We start from the raw sequence: 15,810 nt of genomic DNA, 5'->3' as shown, positions 1-15,810 counted from the left end.
CCCGGGGCCAGGAACACGCCAGCCGCCCGCAGATCACAGCGCGGGGCCGGGACCGCGGATGGCGAAGTTGCGGTCCTTCAGGCGGGTCATCTTGAAGGTGTCGAAGAGCTTGTCGTAGGTGCCGTCGGCATTGAGCTCGACCAGTGCCTTCGCCACGGCCTCCGCCAGCGTGCGATCGATGAAGTCGATGGTGATGTCGGTGCCGTTCAGCCCCTGCACCTTGATCTTGGCGAGGCCCTTTTCCTCGAGCACGCGCGCGGTCTCATCGATGTTGATGCCGGCCTCGACCTGACCTGCCTTCAGGGCGGCGGTGGTCTCGGACGCCGTCTTGAAGGAGCGGAACTCGATGGGCTTCATGCCGGCGGCGACCATCTTCTCGTTCAGGATCTTGGCCTGCTTCTCCTGATAGGTTCCGGTCTCGATGCCCACCGTGTGGCCAGCCAGATCCTCGAACTTGGTGATCTCCAGCTTGCTGTCAGGCGACGTGTAGATGCTCACCGCCTGCTGGGCATAGGGGATCATAAACATCAGCTTAGAGCGTTCCTCGGTCCAGAACATGCCCGTGTCGATGCCGTCGAAGCGCTTGGCCTTCAGCGCGGGAAGCATCGAGGGCATATCCATGCGTACGAATTCCATGTCCAGGCAGAGCTTCTTGGCGATGGCCTTGCCGAGTTCCACGTTGAGGCCTTGAAGCTCGCCCTTCTCATCTATGAACTGCTGCGGCGGCAGGGTGGGATTGGTGGACATCTGCAGCTTGCCGGGCGTGACCAAGTGATCGGCCGAAACCTTGGGCGTGCAGTCTGCGGCAGCGGCCGCCTGGGCGGCGCCAAGGGCACCGAGCAGGATAGAGAGAGCCATGAATTTGCGCATTGGAGAAGCTCCGGTTCCTTGCGGTTAGAGCAATTCCCGCAAAAGCGCATCGCGGTTTTGCGAAAGGAATTGCGTAAAATCAGATGACTAGAACATTTCCGGTGAACCGGAGTTCACCGGAAATGTTCTAGTCCTGGTTTGCGTTTGGACGCATGATCACGAGAGCCGCGTGGACGGCGCTGACCACCACGCGGCCGGTCTGGTCGAGGAGCAGAACGTCCTCGGTGACGACGCCGCGGTCCCCTCGGGAGGTGGGCCGTTTGGCGGTGAAGGCGAACTCCACGTGCACGGCATCCCCCGCCACCACGGGCGCACGGAACTTCACCGCATCCCAGCCGAGGGAGGCGACCGAGGTGTGCTCGTAAAGGCCGCTCGCGGTCTTCAGCCCCTCCATGATGGAAAGGCAGAAGAGCCCGTGCACGATGACGTCGGCGAAGCCCTGGCTGCGGGCGTAGGTGGCATCGGTGTGAAGGGGGTGATGGTCGCCTGTCACCGCGCAGAAGGCAGCGATGTCGGCGGCCGAAATGGTACGTGCCGGCGTGCGATACCGTGCACCGATCTCCACGTCCTCGTAATAGACGTCGCGCGGGATCTGCGTCCGGACCAGGGCTGCGCCCATGGCGGTTCCGCTGAGCCCTGTCCCGCCGGTGAGCGGGCGGGATTCGACATCTGGCATGGGAGGTCCTTCCGGCACGAGCGACCGGGCCATCAATGGATGATCTGGCTGAGAAAGAGCCGGGCCCGCTCCGACTTCGGATTGCTGAAGAATGCCTCGGGCTTCTCGATCTCCATGATCTGCCCCTCGTTCATGAAGATCACGCGATCGGAGACTTCCCGCGCAAATCCCATCTCGTGCGTGACGCACATCATGGTCATGCCCTCCTGGGCCAGGGACTTCATGGTTTCCAGAACCTCCTTCACCATTTCGGGGTCGAGGGCGGAGGTGGGTTCGTCGAACAGCATGACCTTCGGATTCATCGCCAGCGCCCGCGCGATGGCGACGCGCTGCTGCTGACCACCGGACAGCTGGCTCGGAAACTTGCGCGCCTGATCCTCCACGCGCACCTTCTGCAGGAGGGCCATGGCCAACGCCTCGGCCTCCTTGCGCGGCATTTTGAGCGTGCTCATGGGGGCGAGCACGCAATTCTCCAGGATCGTCATGTGCGGGAATAGGTTGAAATTCTGGAAGACCATGCCGGTTTCGCGCCGGACCTTGTCCACGTTGGCTTTGGTCATCTCGATGCCGTTCACGTAGATCAGCCCGTCATCGTGTCTCTCGGTGCCGTTGACGCAGCGGATGAGCGTGGATTTTCCAGAGCCCGAAGGCCCGCAGATCACCACGGTCTCCCCCTTCTTCACGGTGAGATCGACCTCGCGCAACGCGGTGAAATCCCCGAAGCGCTTGTAGACGCCCTCCATGCGCACCGCCCATTCACCGGCCGGCCCGGCGGATCGCGTGGTCGTTTTCATCGCAGCCGGCGTCTCCCTTGAGGGCATGTCAGCGGCCTCCCTTCTTGATGGAGCGGCCGAAATGTTTCTCCAGCGGGCGCTGGACCAGGTCCCAGAGCGTCGTGAGCGCCAGATAGTAGACGGCGGCCGCCGCATAGACTTCCAGCGTCAGGAACTGCTCCTGCATCAGCATCTCGGAGCGCCGCATGAGCTCTTCCACCGAAATCACCGAGGCCAGCGACGTCGCCTTTAGGAGGCCGTTGATGGAATTGCCGAGCGGCGGGATCATAAGGCGGAAGGCCTGAGGCAGGATCACGCGCCAGAACGCGGTGCCCCGGCCAAGGCTCAGCGCCCAAGCCGCCTCCCGCTGGCCCACGGGAACCGACAGGAAGCCCGAGCGGATGATTTCCGCCATGTAGGCAGCTTCATGCAATACGAGTCCAAGAAGAGCCGATTCCACGGCGCCGAGCTTGATGCCGAGCTGAGGCAGGCCGGTGTAGATCACCACCAGTTGGACTAGAAGCGGCGTGCCCCGGAACAGCCAGATGTAGAAGCCGGCGATCCAGTTGAGGGGCCGTGCATCCGCCACCTTCAGGAGCGCGATGCCCATGCCGAGCACGAGCCCCCCGATCACCCCGGCAATCGTCAATGCGACGGTAACGCCGACGCCACCGATGAGAAACCAGTTGCTAAGGTATCCGATGAAGGCATCGACTTTGAAGTAATGCATGTGGTGTCGCTTTACTGCGGACCTGGACCGACGATGGCGACCATTTGACCAGCGGGGAGGCCGCGGAGACCGAACTTGTCGAACAGCTTCTTGTAAGTTCCGTCTTCCTGCATGGACACGAGGGCCTTCACCACCGAATCCGCCACCGCCTTGTTGCGAAAGGCCATGGACATACGGTTCTCGCCCAAGCCGGTAACGGTCTCGCGCACCCGGCCCTTTTCCACGAGGCTGCGGGCGACGCTGTCGATCAGGAGGGCGCTGTCCACCTGGCCGGCCAGAAGCGCGCCCGTGACGTCGGTCGCGGTCTTGAAGGCGCGTATGGTGATGGGCTTGGCACCCTCTGCGACCAGCTTTTCGCTATAGGTCGTCAGCCACTTTTCCTGATAGCTGTTGGTTTCGACGCCGACCGCGGTGCCGGCCAGATCTGCGGCGGATTTGACCGCTACATTCTTGTCCGCAGCCACCACGATGGACAGGCTCTGCACGCCATAGGGCACCATGAAGAGGATCTTGGAGCGCTCCTCGTTCCAGAACATGCCGGTGTTCATGCCGTCGATCCGGCCGGCCTTCACCGCCGGGATCATGCCTGGAAAGTCCATGCGGACGAGAGTGACGGACGTGCAGATGCGGGTGGCGATCTCGTCTGCCAACTCCACATTGAGGCCCTTCAGCGTGCCGTCGGAATCGACATACTGCTGGGGCGGATTGGTGGGATTGATGGAGAGCTGCACGCTGCCCGGCGCCACCAGATCTGCGGCCTTGATTTCAGCCACGCAGGCGGCCGAGGCCTGAAGCGCACTTGCGCCCAGGACGGCCAATGCCAGGGCCGGGACCAGCATCTTGGTCACGATGGAAGTGCTCCGTATTTTGGTCATTGCGTGCGGTCCGTCCGTCCGGCGAGGAGGCCTGCCTGGGGCCGACCCTGCGATCTGGCTCAAGCGAAGTGCCAACAGTTCTGACTGGCCTGACCACAATCGCCCGCAGCCCCCGGCTTAAGCAAGATCAATTTTTCGGCACAAATTGCCTGGAAATCAGCCGATGGGGCTACCCCAATGGATCATGGTTGCAGGATGAGGGGCTCGTCCTCCGCGGCGGTGCGGCTCGGTCCTGACCAGGCTGGCTAGGTCTGGACAGACCAGAAGCCCTTCTGCTCCCGGCCCCCGCTGCCCACAAGGCACTGATAGCCGGGCCAATGAGCCCGTTGCGACGCCGTCTGCGTCAGCAGCGCGCCTGCAGGTGCTTCGGTTGACACCGACGCCATTCGAGCCGAGACGGCGGAGCGCGGCGGATTTGCCAATGTACCGCCTCGTACGATCCGCAAGCGCACCTTCGCCTTCAGTCCGCGGCTGTACCGCCAAAGGAACCTTATCGAGCGCTTCGTCAACAGGATCAAGCAGATGCGGGGCCTCGCAAGCCGCTACGACAGGCGCCCGGACAATTTCCTCGCCGCGCTCAAGCTCGCCGCCGTCCGCATCTGGATCAACGCATTATGAGTCCGCCCCCTAGCACTACTTTGGCGGAATCTGTCAATCGGCGTTGAAACCTGCCCCCCTATCGGCGCCGAATATTGGGTCTGACTCATTTTTGATGGAGTTTGGGATTCGGCTGGCGTTGATTCTGAGATTGGAATCAACACCATGCAGCCCTCTCTCCGACCTTCGACTCTGGTCCCGCGCGGATTCGTGGTGGACGATGTCAGCAGCGACAGCGCCGGCACGCTGATTACGGTTCGCGCGGTTGGCAAGGCGAGTTCGTGCCCGGGATGCGGGAGAACCTCGGAGCGGATACACAGTCGCTATCATCGGCATCTGGCGGATCTGCCGATGGCGGGCAAACCGGTTCGGCTCGTTGTCCGGGCGCGGCGTTTCCACTGCGACGCGGTGCTCTGCGGCCAGCGCATCTTTGCCGAGCGCTTCGACGCCAAGGTTTTGGCGCCGTGGGCACGGCGGACTGCCCGGCTCGACCACATCGTTCACCACCTCGGGCTGGCGCTGGGCGGACGGGCGCCAACCACCGGCGCGCTCCTCTCCTCGATGCTGGAGACGCTTCGCGAAGAAGCGGACCTCGCTGGCGACACGCTTGAGAAATGTCACAGGTCAATCGGGAAGCGCTTAGCATGCGTCTCGCGGGTGAGGAAAGTTGACTCTCAACTGAAGATTACTCAGGCCAGCGACCCGTAGAACGATTTAAAGAGGGATCCTAGATTTTCCAGTAGCAAACGTAGCCAACAGGGTGGCCGATGGCGGCTGGCATCATTTTCCACGCATGGGTGCCTCAAGATTGGATCACTGTCAGACTACTGGGAAGCGATGGAAGCGTTCCTTCGATGGTTCCGGTCGAAGAGCTGAGAAAAGCCGTATCTGTCCGACCGGTTGCGCAGGGATTCTGACCTGAAATGGACGCCGTCGCTGCACTCACTGCCTTCTCCCTCGTGGCCGGGCTGCTCACCATCACTCCGGGCCTCGACACTGCTTTGGTGTTGCGCACCGCGACGGTGGAAGGCGCAAAGCAGGCCATGGCCGCCGGGACCGGCATCGTAGCAGGCGTGCTGACCTGGGGCTTTCTTGCCGCCTTGGGGCTGGGCGCCATTCTCTCGGTCTCGCAACTAGCCTTTCAGATGCTGCAAGGTGTCGGCGCGGCCTATCTCCTCTGGCTCGGCGGACAAATGATCCGGAGCGCCATGGTTGCAGAGCCCAAACTGCCGCCTCCGGCCGACGCCGCGTTTGTAGGCTACCGGCGCCGGTTCCTCCCTGGATGGTTTTGGCGCGGATTCCTGACAAACATGCTCAACCCGAAAGTGGGCGTCTTCTACGTCAGTTTCTTGCCTCAGTTCATCCCCGCAGGGGTCCCCGTGGTGCCCTTCAGCCTCGCCCTTGCGGCCATTCATGCCACTATGGGCCTTGCGTGGTTCGCGGCTCTCACGGCGGCGACGCGTCCGCTCGGCCGGTTGCTTGTCCGTCCGGGCCTCGTGCGTGCGATCGACGGTGCAACCGGGGCGGCTTTGGTGGCCTTCGGCGTCACGCTGGCTCTGGATCGGAAAGGCTGACCGTCCGGCACCCTCATCCACGTCGAGGCTTGCACCTAGGCCCCATGATTTAAACCGGCTAGATGCCGTTATGTGCATCCCAGTCGAGATCTAGAAGTCATCCAAGGGGGTTCTAGGAATGGCCCGAGCTCATGGGCCAAGAGCCACTCGATGACCTTGCCCCGTATTGCGCAATTGGGTCCGCACATTGCTGAGGGTTATTCTAGCGTTAGAGGTCAATGGTCGAAATGCCGTGGCCCCTTTTAGCCGAGCGAAAGGACCACGAGCATAGGTCCGATGGAGGAAAGCAGCTCGCGGCGTGTCTAAAAGGAAGCTGACTGCGCTACCCTGCTCTGCAAAAACTCAATATTATTATAAATTTGAATCTTCTGCGCTCGCATAAACCCTCAGCCGCCCCGCGGCCTACACTCAGAATCCCGTGATTTTGAACCGGCTGCTTACGGGTATGCGCACCCCGGTCGAGGCCCGGAAATCGTCCGCGAGGTCGCGCGTCACCGGGCCGACGGCCCAGCGCGCGCGGCAGGCGCCGTTTTCAAGCGCGACAATTGGCGCGACCTCCACGGTCGTTCCGACCATGAACACCTCGTCGGCGGCACGCAGGTCCGCCAGCGAAACCTTTCGCTCGACGACTGCCAGGCCGCGCTTTCGCGCCAGCGCGAAGACATGGCGCTTGGCTATGCTGTCGAGGAAGCAATCGGCGACAGGCGAGACTAGCGTCTGCATGTCCACCAGGACAATGTTGCCAGTGGTGGGCGCCGCCACCTGGTCCTGAAGGTCGAGCAGCAGCGCGTCGTCGAAGCCGGCGTCGCGCGCGGCCCGCCGCGCCAGCGCGCCGATCAGCTCAAGGCCGGCGCATCTGGCGGCAATGGGCGCGGTCTCAGGATGCGGCCGCCGCCAGAGCGACAGATGGAGACGCACGCCCCGTTCGCCTTGGGCCGCCGGAGCGGGCTGGTGCCAGGCCGCAATCGCCATATGAATGTTGCCATCGCTATCCGTGGCGGACAGGTTTTCACTGCCGCGCCATGCGATGGCGCGGATGCAGGCATCCTTCAGCTCATTGGCCCACAGCACCGCCTCCGCCGCCTTGGCGAGCTCGATCGGCGAGCGCGGAATGGCGTAGCCCATCGCCGACGCCGAGCGGGCGAGGCGCTCGAAATGCGCGTCGCCCAAGAATAGTTCGCCGCCATAGGCGCGAATCCCCTCGAAGACCGCATCCCCTCTGTGCAGAGAAGGGGTCAGACAGTGGATGCGTGCCTCGAGCACGGGCACCAGCGCGCCGTCGAGCCAGATAAGACCGTCGCCGTCATCGAAGGAGAACATGTGGCGCATTGCTCTTAGCCATTCGCAGCTATTGAGCGCCACTGTCCTCCCAAGGCATTGTAGATGGCGAATGAGCAATCTTCAGAGCGACGTGAGATTTGGTCCATTGTACCGCCGAATACGCCTCTATCGCACGGCGACAAGCGCGGGAGAGCAGACACGGAGCCCACGATGACCGAGGCCATGCGCCTGACCGTTCCCCTGAATGCGTTGCGCGCTTTCGAGGCGGCCGCGCGCCATCTGTCGATCAAGGACGCGGCGGGCGAAATCGGCGTTACGCCGTCCGCGGTCAGTCACCAGCTGCGCATCTTGGAGGAGTTGCTGGGTGTCGAGCTCATGAGGCGGGTCGGACCGCGCCTCGAACTGACCGAGACCGGAAAGGCGTTGGCACCGGAGCTGACGGCTGGTTTCGGTCGCATCGTCGAGGCCGTCGGCAGCCTGAAGAAGGAACGCAAGGCCGGTCCGCTCCGCCTGTCCATGCTGCCCACCTTCGCGGTCCATTGGCTGTCGCCGCGGCTGACCCGCTATCCGTTCGCGCGCGCGGGCTTCGAGTTGCTGATCTCGACCACGCAGACGGCCGTGGACCTGAACGCGGGGGTCGCCGATGCCGCCGTCCGCCATGGTGGTGGCGTCTGGCCGGGGGTCGTCTCCGAACGGCTGTTCGAGGAGACCGTCGGTCTTCTGGGGCGGGCGGATTGGCTCCGGCACGGCGAGGCGGGCCTGCGCGCGGGCATCGCGCGGACCAATCTCTTCCTCTCCCAGCATCGCCGCGAGGATTTCGCGCGCTGGAACGGGACGTTGCCGGGCGGGCCGGTGAAGCCTGCGGCGATCACGATCGTGGACTCGGCAGGCCTGGGCCTGAAGGCTGCCATTGACGGCGCCGGCCTCACGCTCGCGGGCCTGGAGATCGCGGGGTGGGATATCGCGGCCGGGCGGCTCACCCCGCTTCTCGGCCACCAGGTGCCGGGTAATGGCGGCTATTATCTGTGCTATCCGCCAGCGCTGGATCGGGACCGCCGCATCCGAAACCTCAGGGCCTGGATGCACGCTGAGGTGGCGAAAGGGGCCGCCCCATCCGCATGAAGGCGCAAATGAGAAGACCTCATCCGGACGCCAAGCATCCTCATTCGACAGGCGGCATCGGCGACCGCCCAATGCGCAAGGGTCTGGTCCGCGCATGAGATGACTTTGGACTGGCTTTCTCATCCGGCGCCTGGGAGGTACACATGGCACAAGCCGATCGGAACTCTGGCGGAACGCGCGCCGGGTGGCCCAGGAGCCTCTGGATTCCCGTGATTGCGGGCGGCCTTATCATGGGAATGGCGCTCGGCGTCCGGCATGTGCAGGGCCTGTTCCTGCTGCCCGTGACCTTCGACCGAGGATGGTCGCGCGAGACGTTCGGATTCGCCATGGCGTTGCAGAACCTCGTGTGGGGTCTTGCCCAGCCGTTCACCGGAATGCTTGCGGACAAGTTCGGATCGGCCAAGGTGATCGCTGTTGGCCTCGTAGCCTACGCACTTGGTCTGGTGTCCATGGCCCACGCAGCGAACGCAACCAACTTCGTGCTCGGCGCCGGCATCACGATCGGCATCGCCTTGTCGGGAACCGCCTTCGGAGCCATTTACGGGGCGCTTAGCCGGATCATGCCGTCAGAACGGCGCAGCTGGGCGCTGGGGCTCGCCGGCGCCATCGGCGGCCTTGGCCAGTTCGCCATGGTGCCCGCCGCACAAGGACTTATCGGCGGGTGGAGTTGGACGGGCGCCTTGGTCATCCTGGCCGGCGGCATGATGCTTCTGCTGCCTCTAGCCTTCCTTATGCGAGACCAGAGTGCCGGCGCCGACGCTTCCGATGCCGGCCTTTCCATGTCGGCCGCCATAGCCGAGGCCTTCCGGCACCGGGGCTTTTGGCTGCTCAACCTGGGCTTCCTGGCGTGCGGCTTCCAGCTCGCCTTCATCGCCACCCACCTGCCCGCATATCTGTTCGACCGGGGCCTGAGTGCCGCGCAGGGCGTGGCAGCGCTCGCCATCATCGCCTTGACCAACGTGGCCGGCACCTATCTGCTCAGCGTCTGGGGCGGCGTCATGCGCCGCAAGTATCTGCTGGCTGTGCTGTATCTCGTGCGCATCATCGCCATGGCGCTTTTCGTCTTCATGCCGCTCAGTGTCGTCAGCACATACCTGTTCGCGGCCGTCATGGGCTTCCTTTGGCTCGGAACGGTGCCGTTGACCAACGGGATCGTCTCCCAGGTTTTCGGCGTGCGCTACATCACCACCCTGTTCGGCTTCGTCTTCTTCGGCCACCAGCTGGGATCATTCTTCGGCGTCTGGCTGGGCGGGTATCTGTTCGTGACGACCGGCTCCTATCAGGCCGTTTGGCTGATCGCCATGGCCGTTGGCCTGCTCGCTGCATTGGTCCATTGGCCGATCGACGACCGGGCCGTGGCTCGGCTGCCCATTGCGCGAGCCTCCGCATGATCCCCGATGATTGCAGTGCCGATCGAACCTCGGACCAGGCCGCCAGGCCCGCCTGCGGGCTCGCGTTGGCAGGGCTGCTTATCGCCTGCGTGCCCGTTGTCATGGCCTGGACGCACATGGACAAGTGGAGCCTTTGGGCGCTCGCAGGGCCCTTCTGTCAATAGAAGCGGCATGAAGGCTCAGCTGGCGATGGAGGGCATGCGCGCGCCCATCACGTGGCAGTCTTCAGGCCAGAGACGCCCCCTTCCGCCATTCCTGCCTTACAAGTTCGGCCCAATTTCCGCGCCATAGAAGGCTTCGCCATAAACCTGCCGCCCATCGCGAAACCGCATCAGCTCGCAGGCTCGAACAGTGCGGCCGCCCGCCCTGGAAACATAATGGACGAGAAGCACCTGGGAGGACTCGTCGCAGACGGCGGTTTCAATCTCGAAGCGCAGGTCGGGTACTGCGGCAAGCGCCTTCTTCCAATAGTTCTGCAGGGCGCTGCGTCCGCGCACCGTCGCATTCCCGGTGATGCTCTCTGCGCGCGGACTGACAAACACCGCATCGTCGACAAATGGCACCAGGACGGCGTCCAGGTCCTGCCGGTTCCAGGCATCGATCCAAGCCAGGGCATGGTGCTCGAGTTCTACTCGGGTCAGATGTTTCATAGCCAGAACTGTCCTGCTGTGATGGCTGGAAGAGCAGCCATGGTTCGATTGACGACGAGAAGCTTGCCGGGACTGCTGAGCCACTGCCTTAGCCCGGCCCCGAATGCGGCCCACACCGCCATGCACGGCAGGCCGACCAAAGTGAATACGGCGCCCACCAGGACTATGCGCACGACATAGCCCTCGCCGGGACCGACGAAAGCGGACACGGCCGTCACCGCGATGAGCCAAGCCTTTGGGTTGACCAACTGGAAGGCCGCAGCTTGGAGAAAGCCGATTGGCTTCGCCATGGGGGCATCGCTTGGCGCCGCCGCACGCCAGAGCTTGAACGCGAGCCAAAGGAGGTAGAGCGTGCCCACGAGCTTCAGGCCGATCTGGATGCGAGGCTCCAGCGCGAATATCGCGCCGAGGCCGGCGCCAACCGCAGCAAGCTGGATTGCGACGCCGCACGGTATCCCGAGAATGTGAGGCCAGGTGCGGGTCAGGCCGAAGGTGAGGCCGGAGGTGGTCAGCATCAGATTGTTAGGGCCGGGCGTTATGGACATCACGAAGGCGTACATGGCCAGCGCGCTCAATGATGGTGTTTCCATCCTGTGGCCTCTCTCCTTGGCGGCCTCGCCGTCGAATGCAGCCGGATGGCAAGAATTGGCATGGGGAGATGCTGCGCGCTGCTGAGATTTCGTCAGCCAAGGATGAGCCGTTCTCCCGCCTGCAAAAGCCGGCAGAGCCGGGTGTTCGGGCAAGGCCGAGATTTTCTCAGCTTGGGGGGAAAGCTTCTCACTCCGGTTCGCCGCCGCCCCTCACTAGCTTTCGCCGGGCAGGGCCACCAAGCGGGAGAACGCCATGAGTGCACACATGCGGCCGGAGATCGGCAGCCCGGTGGGTTCGGACGTGGAACAACGGATCCGGGGCAGCTTCCAGCGGCAAGGGCTCATGGCCCATCTCGGCGCGACCATATCGGAGGTTCGGCACGGCCTCGTGACCATCCGCATGCCGTTCCGTCCGGAGCTGTCGCAGCAGCACGGCTATTTCCACGCGGGCGGCACCTCGGCGATCGCCGATTCGGCCGGCGGCTATGCGGGCTTTACCCTCTTTCCCGAAGACAGCTCGGTGCTCACCGTGGAACTCAAAGTCAATCTGCTCAATCCGGCCCAGGGCGATGCGCTGGAGGCGGTCGGCAAAGTGGTCAAGGCGGGAAAGACCCTCACCATCTGCCAATTGGAGGTGTTCGCTGACAGCGCCAAGGGCCGGTCCCTCGTCGCCATCGGCCAGCAGACCCTGATCTGCATGGCCGGCCGCCCCGATGTGCCGGCCGAGGGCCGGCACGGCGCGCGTTGAGCCTCATGGCGCACCGCGCGCGCGGGTTGCGTCGTAGGCCTGCATGTGGGCAAGGCTGACGCGCAACAGAGGGGCGGACAGCCCCGCCGCCCGCGCGCGGGCCAGCATGTCGCCCAGGATATGGTCATGCTCGGTCGGGCCGTTGCGCATCATGTCGCGCAGCATCGACGCCGTCCCCGCCGAGCCGCGCTCGGTGAGCGAGGCAACCATCTGAGCCATGGCCTCGGGGCGTGGCGGGTGGCCGCCGGCCGTCGCCGTCGCGACGCATTCCGCCAGCATGTCGCGCAGGATCGCCTCGCCCTCCTCGGCCGAAAGAATGCCGCCGACGGGTGCCCGCATCAGCGTCGTCATGCCGGCATAGGTGGCGAGGAAGGTGAACTTCTCCCACATGTCCTGCATGACGTCCTCGCTGAGGACGGGTGCGAATCCCCCGCGCTCCAGCACCTTGTGCAAGGCCGCGGCGGCCGGGACCTGCGCCGATGTCCGCGCGCCGAGGACGAACCGCTGCAACCTGTTCAGATGTTGGATCTCTCCGGCCTCGGTCAGGGATACGCCGATATGGCACAGCCCGCCCAGCACGCGCTCCCGGCCGAAGCGGGCGTCAAGACGATCGAGCTGGCGCACTCCGTTCAGCAGCGGCAGGACGAGTGTGGCCGGCCCCACCGCAGGCGCGACGGCGTCCATCGCGCCCTCGAGATCGTACGCCTTGCAGGCGAGCAGCACCGCATCGAACGGAGCGTCCGCCGCCGTCAGCGTCGCCACCGGGATGCGCAGGTCGCCCAGCGGACTGGTGATGACCAGCCCGTGGCGCGCCAGCCATTCGGCGCGTGCCGGCCGGATCAGAAAGCGGATGTCGACCCCGGCTGCGGCCAGCCTGCCGCCGAAATAGCCTCCGATGCCTCCGGCCCCCATCACGAGTATGCGCATCGCGGCCCTCCTTCTCTCGCAGATTATCCACTATAGTAGAGAGCGTGCCGGTGCAATGCGTTGGCTTGTTCGCGCCGCGCGCGGCCGGTAGGTTCGGCGGGCGGAAGCGAGCACCCGGTGGAGTCGCGTTGCCCAGACAGAGCGAACCCCCAGCGCAAAGCGACGATCCGGCCGCCGAAGAGGCGCACCTCGCCGCCAATCTGCGCCGGATGCGCCAGGAGGCCAGGCTGACATTGGACCAGCTCGCGACGCTGTCCGGCGTCAGCCGCGCCATGATCTCCAAGATCGAGCGCGGCGTGTCCGTGCCGACCGCCACCGTGCTCGGCAAGCTTGCCGGCGCCCTCAAGGTCAGCCTTTCGCACCTGCTGGGTCGGTTCCAGCCCCGCGAGCCGCAATTGATCAGACGGGAGGACCAGTCGATCTTCCGCGATCCGAAAACCGGCTTTCAGCGCCGCGCCTTGTCGCCGCTGTTCGCGGACGGCGCCGTGGACGTCGCCTTCAATTGCCTGCCGGCGGGACGCGCCGTCTCGTTCCCGCCCCATCACGCAGGCGTGGAAGAATATCTCGTTGTCCAGGAGGGGACGCTGAAGGTGGTCCTGGAGGACAGATCCTTCAGTGTGTCCGCGGGCGACACCCTGTTTTTTCCATCCCATTGCGGACATGAATTTCGCAATGAGACCAACGAGCAGGTTTCATTCCTGATCGTCATTGATGATCGCTCGAGACGATAGGTGCGCATGGCATAGGGCGAAGCCGTGGCACCGCCCGTCGTCTGGGAGTTCGCCCGGCTGCCCGGACTCCTCCGCCCACAGGGCCGGCGAGGCGCCGAGGCGCAGAATGTCGAGGGAGCAGGAGATGGGTGCGCGCACCGCAGACACGTCCGCCGGCCCGCCGCCGGAACCGAATGGCGCGGCGCCTGACGCCATGGCATTTCCCCTGAAGGCCCTTCTGGTCGGGACCGTGAAGCCGTTCGGCCCCGGCGGCGTGCCCAGCGGCATCGCCAAGCAGCCGGTGGCCGGCCCGGTCCATCTCGGGCGCGAGGGCTTCGCCGGCGACGGCCAGGGCGACCGGCGCCACCATGGCGGACCGGACAAGGCCGTGCATCACTACCCCTTCGACCACTATGCCGCCTGGACGCAGGAGATCGGCCCGCACGCCGTTCTCGAGCAGCCGGGCGCCTTCGGGGAAAACCTGTCTTGCGCCGGGATGACCGAAGCGGACGTGGCCCTCGGGGACGTGTTCCGGCTCGGCGGCGCGGTGGTCGAGGTGTCTCAGGGCCGCCAGCCGTGCTTCAAGCTCAACCACCGCTTTGCCGTGACCGACATGGCCGCGCGCGTGCAGCGCAGCGGGCGGACGGGGTGGTATTACCGCGTTCTGGAGGAGGGCCGCGTCGCGCCGGGGGACAGCCTCGTGCGCCTGGAGCGGCGCGCGCCCGACTGGCCGCTGCAGCGCCTCTGGCGGGTGCTCTATTCCGACCGGCTCGCGCGCGACGAGCTTTCCGCGATGGCCGCGCTGCCTCTCCTGCCCGAGAGCTGGCGCCGCCTTGCGGAGCGCCGCCTCACCACCGGGCAGGTGGAGAACTGGAACCGGCGCCTGTTCGGGACCTCCGGCGAGAGCCAAGGCGCCGGGAGCTAGGGATTCCGCATCGGCCGGCTTCGGCTCGTGCTGGCGCCATCACCAGCCGCCGCGCCCGATCCACGCTTCCATCATTGCCATCCGGTCCCAGCCCCAGAACGGCTCGTCATCGACAAAGAAGAAGGGAGAGCCAAACACCCCGAGGGCCACCGCCTGCTCGGAGATGAGTTTCACCTTCTGCTTGATGTCGGGCGCCACGGCGTCGGCGGCGAGCGCGTCCGTGTCCAGGCCAAGCGCGGCGGCCACCGCCAGCACATGCTCCAGGTTGCCGCTGTCGATGCCGCGGGTGAAATAGGCATCGAATAGCGCCCTCGCGAAGCGCTTCGCTGCCTCCGGGTCCTGCGCGTCGATGAGATAGAACACCCGGGTGGCCGCCAGCGCCACCGAAGGGTGGTGATCCGGCAGCGCGAACGGCACGCCCCGCAGCCGCGCGATGCGGTGCCAATCGGTCCTGGCGTAGTCGCGCTTGAGCGGGGTCGAGGACAGGCCGCGTGAACCGGTCGCCTTGAACGCGGTGCCGAGCGTGTAGGGGCGCCAGCGGGCCGGCCTGCCCACCCGGCGGCCGAGATCCTCGATCTCCAGCGCGGCGAAATAGGCATAGCCGGACGCGAAGTCGAACCAGAAGTCGATGGGCCGATCACCGGTCATGGGTCCCTCGCATGCACGCGCCGATCACCTGCGGCCGCTTCGCATGCGCGGCCTCTTGCACGGTTATGTTCAGCGCTCGTCCTGCCAATAGTCGACCCGGCTGTCCGCGCGCACGGTGATGTCGACGCGCCGCGCCGCCTTGTCGCCGCCGGGGGGCGATCCGGCAAAGACCGTCATCTTGCCGGAGTCGGGATATTCGAGCACGTCGGGCTCGTGCATGGAGCTGACGGCCAGATACCTCAGGGGCTCGTCCCCTTCGGCGATCAGCTGGTGCGCGGTTTCCGCCCCGCCGGCCGGGCACACGATCACGTCGCCGGGGGCGACCGGATATGCCCGTCCCCCGTGGCGCAGGCGGCCGCGGCCTCCCAGAATGACGAACAGTTCGTCGTTGGCGTGGTGGCAGTGGTAGGGCCAGGCCTTCTTGCCGGGCGGAACCTCGATGTAGCGCGCGCCCATGCGCCTTGCCCCCAGCGGCGCCGCCACGGCGGCAAAGGCCGCTTCGAACGTCTCGCCATGGGACTGTCGCGCAAGCGGCAGCTCACAAAGCTTCACGACTGGACCCATGACACCCGCCCCGCCTCTCCCGCCATCCAGGCGACGAGGAAAGGCCGGGCTCGCCGCCGGCGCAACTGAAGGCTTCTCACGTCATACGGAGGCATCCTCATTCGACAGCATCGGCGAAGCATCGAGAATATCAACTGGCGAGGATGATGGATTGGCGAG

The 15,810-nt window shown here is 65.1% G+C and carries 18 protein-coding genes and 1 pseudogene; 8 read left to right on the top strand and 11 right to left on the bottom strand.

Translation table 11 applies throughout. The features are described from left to right. Nucleotides 1-33: 33 nt before the first annotated feature. The 5 genes from J2126_RS18600 to J2126_RS18580 form a co-directional block, all read right to left on the bottom strand. Nucleotides 34-858 (bottom strand): ABC transporter substrate-binding protein, encoded by an 825-nt coding sequence (locus tag J2126_RS18600; protein WP_245327458.1) that lies wholly within the window; start codon nucleotides 856-858, stop codon nucleotides 34-36. 139 nt (nucleotides 859-997) lie between these two features. After that, nucleotides 998-1,546 carry a MaoC family dehydratase gene (locus tag J2126_RS18595; RefSeq protein ID WP_245327456.1) on the bottom strand — a complete coding sequence of 183 codons (549 nt, stop codon included), beginning with the start codon at nucleotides 1,544-1,546 and terminating at the stop codon, nucleotides 998-1,000. Nucleotides 1,547-1,578: 32 nt separating this feature from the next. Then, nucleotides 1,579-2,340 carry an amino acid ABC transporter ATP-binding protein gene (locus J2126_RS18590; RefSeq protein WP_209488328.1) on the bottom strand — a complete coding sequence of 254 codons (762 nt, stop codon included), beginning with the start codon at nucleotides 2,338-2,340 and terminating at the stop codon, nucleotides 1,579-1,581. Nucleotides 2,341-2,368: 28 nt separating this feature from the next. After that, entirely contained in the window at nucleotides 2,369-3,049 is a 681-nt protein-coding gene (locus J2126_RS18585; RefSeq protein ID WP_209488327.1) for an amino acid ABC transporter permease, read from the bottom strand. A gap of 11 nt (nucleotides 3,050-3,060) precedes the next feature. Further along, nucleotides 3,061-3,888: a transporter substrate-binding domain-containing protein gene (locus J2126_RS18580; protein ID WP_245328005.1), complete on the bottom strand. Its 828-nt coding sequence runs from the start codon at nucleotides 3,886-3,888 to the stop codon at nucleotides 3,061-3,063. Nucleotides 3,889-4,296: 408 nt separating this feature from the next. Between J2126_RS18580 and J2126_RS18575 the strand changes: the two are divergent. From J2126_RS18575 to J2126_RS18565, 3 genes and pseudogenes are all read left to right on the top strand, one after another. Then, nucleotides 4,297-4,542: pseudogene (locus J2126_RS18575) on the top strand (IS5/IS1182 family transposase); the annotation flags it as partial. Nucleotides 4,543-4,734: 192 nt separating this feature from the next. Then, nucleotides 4,735-5,229, top strand: coding sequence for a transposase family protein (locus J2126_RS18570; RefSeq protein WP_209488326.1), 495 nt, complete (start codon nucleotides 4,735-4,737; stop codon nucleotides 5,227-5,229). Between the two features lie 215 nt (nucleotides 5,230-5,444). Beyond that, the gene (locus tag J2126_RS18565) at nucleotides 5,445-6,095 is read left to right on the top strand and encodes a LysE family translocator (RefSeq protein ID WP_209488325.1); all 651 of its coding nucleotides are present in this window, start codon (nucleotides 5,445-5,447) and stop codon (nucleotides 6,093-6,095) included. 408 nt (nucleotides 6,096-6,503) lie between these two features. Here the strand turns inward: J2126_RS18565 and J2126_RS18560 are convergent, their stop codons facing one another. Next, entirely contained in the window at nucleotides 6,504-7,415 is a 912-nt protein-coding gene (locus tag J2126_RS18560) for an aminotransferase class IV (protein WP_209488324.1), read from the bottom strand. Nucleotides 7,416-7,586: 171 nt separating this feature from the next. Between J2126_RS18560 and J2126_RS18555 the strand changes: the two genes are divergently transcribed. Next, nucleotides 7,587-8,498, top strand: a complete 912-nt coding sequence (locus tag J2126_RS18555) for a LysR substrate-binding domain-containing protein (protein WP_209488323.1) — start codon at nucleotides 7,587-7,589, stop codon at nucleotides 8,496-8,498. Nucleotides 8,499-8,641: 143 nt separating this feature from the next. Continuing rightward, a complete protein-coding gene (locus tag J2126_RS18550; protein ID WP_245327443.1) occupies nucleotides 8,642-9,889 on the top strand; it encodes an MFS transporter in 1,248 nt (415 codons plus the stop codon). Between the two features lie 260 nt (nucleotides 9,890-10,149). Here J2126_RS18550 and J2126_RS18545 read toward each other — a convergent pair whose 3' ends face one another. Together J2126_RS18545 and J2126_RS18540 are read right to left on the bottom strand one after the other, a co-directional pair. Further along, a complete protein-coding gene (locus J2126_RS18545) occupies nucleotides 10,150-10,539 on the bottom strand; it encodes a nuclear transport factor 2 family protein (protein ID WP_209488322.1) in 390 nt (129 codons plus the stop codon). Further along, the gene (locus tag J2126_RS18540; RefSeq protein WP_245327441.1) at nucleotides 10,536-11,114 is read right to left on the bottom strand and encodes a LysE family translocator; all 579 of its coding nucleotides are present in this window, start codon (nucleotides 11,112-11,114) and stop codon (nucleotides 10,536-10,538) included. The genes J2126_RS18545 and J2126_RS18540 overlap by 4 nt, the downstream gene beginning before the upstream one ends. Nucleotides 11,115-11,382: 268 nt before the next feature. Here J2126_RS18540 and J2126_RS18535 point away from each other — a divergent pair, with 268 nt between their 5' ends. Further along, nucleotides 11,383-11,877: a PaaI family thioesterase gene (locus J2126_RS18535; protein WP_245327439.1), complete on the top strand. Its 495-nt coding sequence runs from the start codon at nucleotides 11,383-11,385 to the stop codon at nucleotides 11,875-11,877. A 3-nt stretch (nucleotides 11,878-11,880) separates the two neighbouring features. On the opposite strand, the gene J2126_RS18530 is transcribed toward J2126_RS18535, so the two are convergent. Then, nucleotides 11,881-12,804, bottom strand: a complete 924-nt coding sequence (locus J2126_RS18530) for a ketopantoate reductase family protein (protein ID WP_209488320.1) — start codon at nucleotides 12,802-12,804, stop codon at nucleotides 11,881-11,883. A 128-nt stretch (nucleotides 12,805-12,932) separates the two neighbouring features. Here J2126_RS18530 and J2126_RS18525 point away from each other — a divergent pair, with 128 nt between their 5' ends. Beyond that, nucleotides 12,933-13,535, top strand: coding sequence for a helix-turn-helix domain-containing protein (locus J2126_RS18525; protein WP_245327438.1), 603 nt, complete (start codon nucleotides 12,933-12,935; stop codon nucleotides 13,533-13,535). Between the two features lie 193 nt (nucleotides 13,536-13,728). Beyond that, nucleotides 13,729-14,439 carry an MOSC domain-containing protein gene (locus J2126_RS18520; protein WP_209490318.1) on the top strand — a complete coding sequence of 237 codons (711 nt, stop codon included), beginning with the start codon at nucleotides 13,729-13,731 and terminating at the stop codon, nucleotides 14,437-14,439. 39 nt (nucleotides 14,440-14,478) lie between these two features. Here the strand turns inward: J2126_RS18520 and J2126_RS18515 are convergent, their stop codons facing one another. Both J2126_RS18515 and J2126_RS18510 read right to left on the bottom strand, forming a co-directional pair. Then, nucleotides 14,479-15,087, bottom strand: coding sequence for a 2-hydroxychromene-2-carboxylate isomerase (locus J2126_RS18515; RefSeq protein ID WP_209488319.1), 609 nt, complete (start codon nucleotides 15,085-15,087; stop codon nucleotides 14,479-14,481). Nucleotides 15,088-15,156: 69 nt separating this feature from the next. Next, nucleotides 15,157-15,651, bottom strand: coding sequence for a cupin domain-containing protein (locus J2126_RS18510; RefSeq protein ID WP_209488318.1), 495 nt, complete (start codon nucleotides 15,649-15,651; stop codon nucleotides 15,157-15,159). Nucleotides 15,652-15,810 lie beyond the last annotated feature (159 nt).

Source organism: Xanthobacter flavus (genome assembly GCF_017875275.1).
GTDB lineage: Bacteria > Pseudomonadota > Alphaproteobacteria > Rhizobiales > Xanthobacteraceae > Xanthobacter > Xanthobacter flavus_A.
Note: the sequence above shows the minus strand (reverse complement) of the source record. Positions and strands in the feature narration are given on the sequence as shown.

Coding starts and splice junctions, on each gene's coding strand:
- J2126_RS18520 (WP_209490318.1), top strand. CDS start 13,729: ATGGCATTTCCCCTGAAGGCCCTTCTGGTCGGGACCGTGAAGCCGTTC.
- J2126_RS18515 (WP_209488319.1), bottom strand. CDS start 15,087: ATGACCGGTGATCGGCCCATCGACTTCTGGTTCGACTTCGCGTCCGGC.
- J2126_RS18545 (WP_209488322.1), bottom strand. CDS start 10,539: ATGAAACATCTGACCCGAGTAGAACTCGAGCACCATGCCCTGGCTTGG.
- J2126_RS18530 (WP_209488320.1), bottom strand. CDS start 12,804: ATGCGCATACTCGTGATGGGGGCCGGAGGCATCGGAGGCTATTTCGGC.
- J2126_RS18555 (WP_209488323.1), top strand. CDS start 7,587: ATGACCGAGGCCATGCGCCTGACCGTTCCCCTGAATGCGTTGCGCGCT.
- J2126_RS18565 (WP_209488325.1), top strand. CDS start 5,445: ATGGACGCCGTCGCTGCACTCACTGCCTTCTCCCTCGTGGCCGGGCTG.
- J2126_RS18535 (WP_245327439.1), top strand. CDS start 11,383: ATGAGTGCACACATGCGGCCGGAGATCGGCAGCCCGGTGGGTTCGGAC.
- J2126_RS18595 (WP_245327456.1), bottom strand. CDS start 1,546: ATGCCAGATGTCGAATCCCGCCCGCTCACCGGCGGGACAGGGCTCAGC.
- J2126_RS18590 (WP_209488328.1), bottom strand. CDS start 2,340: ATGAAAACGACCACGCGATCCGCCGGGCCGGCCGGTGAATGGGCGGTG.
- J2126_RS18550 (WP_245327443.1), top strand. CDS start 8,642: ATGGCACAAGCCGATCGGAACTCTGGCGGAACGCGCGCCGGGTGGCCC.
- J2126_RS18585 (WP_209488327.1), bottom strand. CDS start 3,049: ATGCATTACTTCAAAGTCGATGCCTTCATCGGATACCTTAGCAACTGG.
- J2126_RS18580 (WP_245328005.1), bottom strand. CDS start 3,888: ATGCTGGTCCCGGCCCTGGCATTGGCCGTCCTGGGCGCAAGTGCGCTT.
- J2126_RS18600 (WP_245327458.1), bottom strand. CDS start 858: ATGGCTCTCTCTATCCTGCTCGGTGCCCTTGGCGCCGCCCAGGCGGCC.
- J2126_RS18560 (WP_209488324.1), bottom strand. CDS start 7,415: ATGTTCTCCTTCGATGACGGCGACGGTCTTATCTGGCTCGACGGCGCG.
- J2126_RS18510 (WP_209488318.1), bottom strand. CDS start 15,651: ATGGGTCCAGTCGTGAAGCTTTGTGAGCTGCCGCTTGCGCGACAGTCC.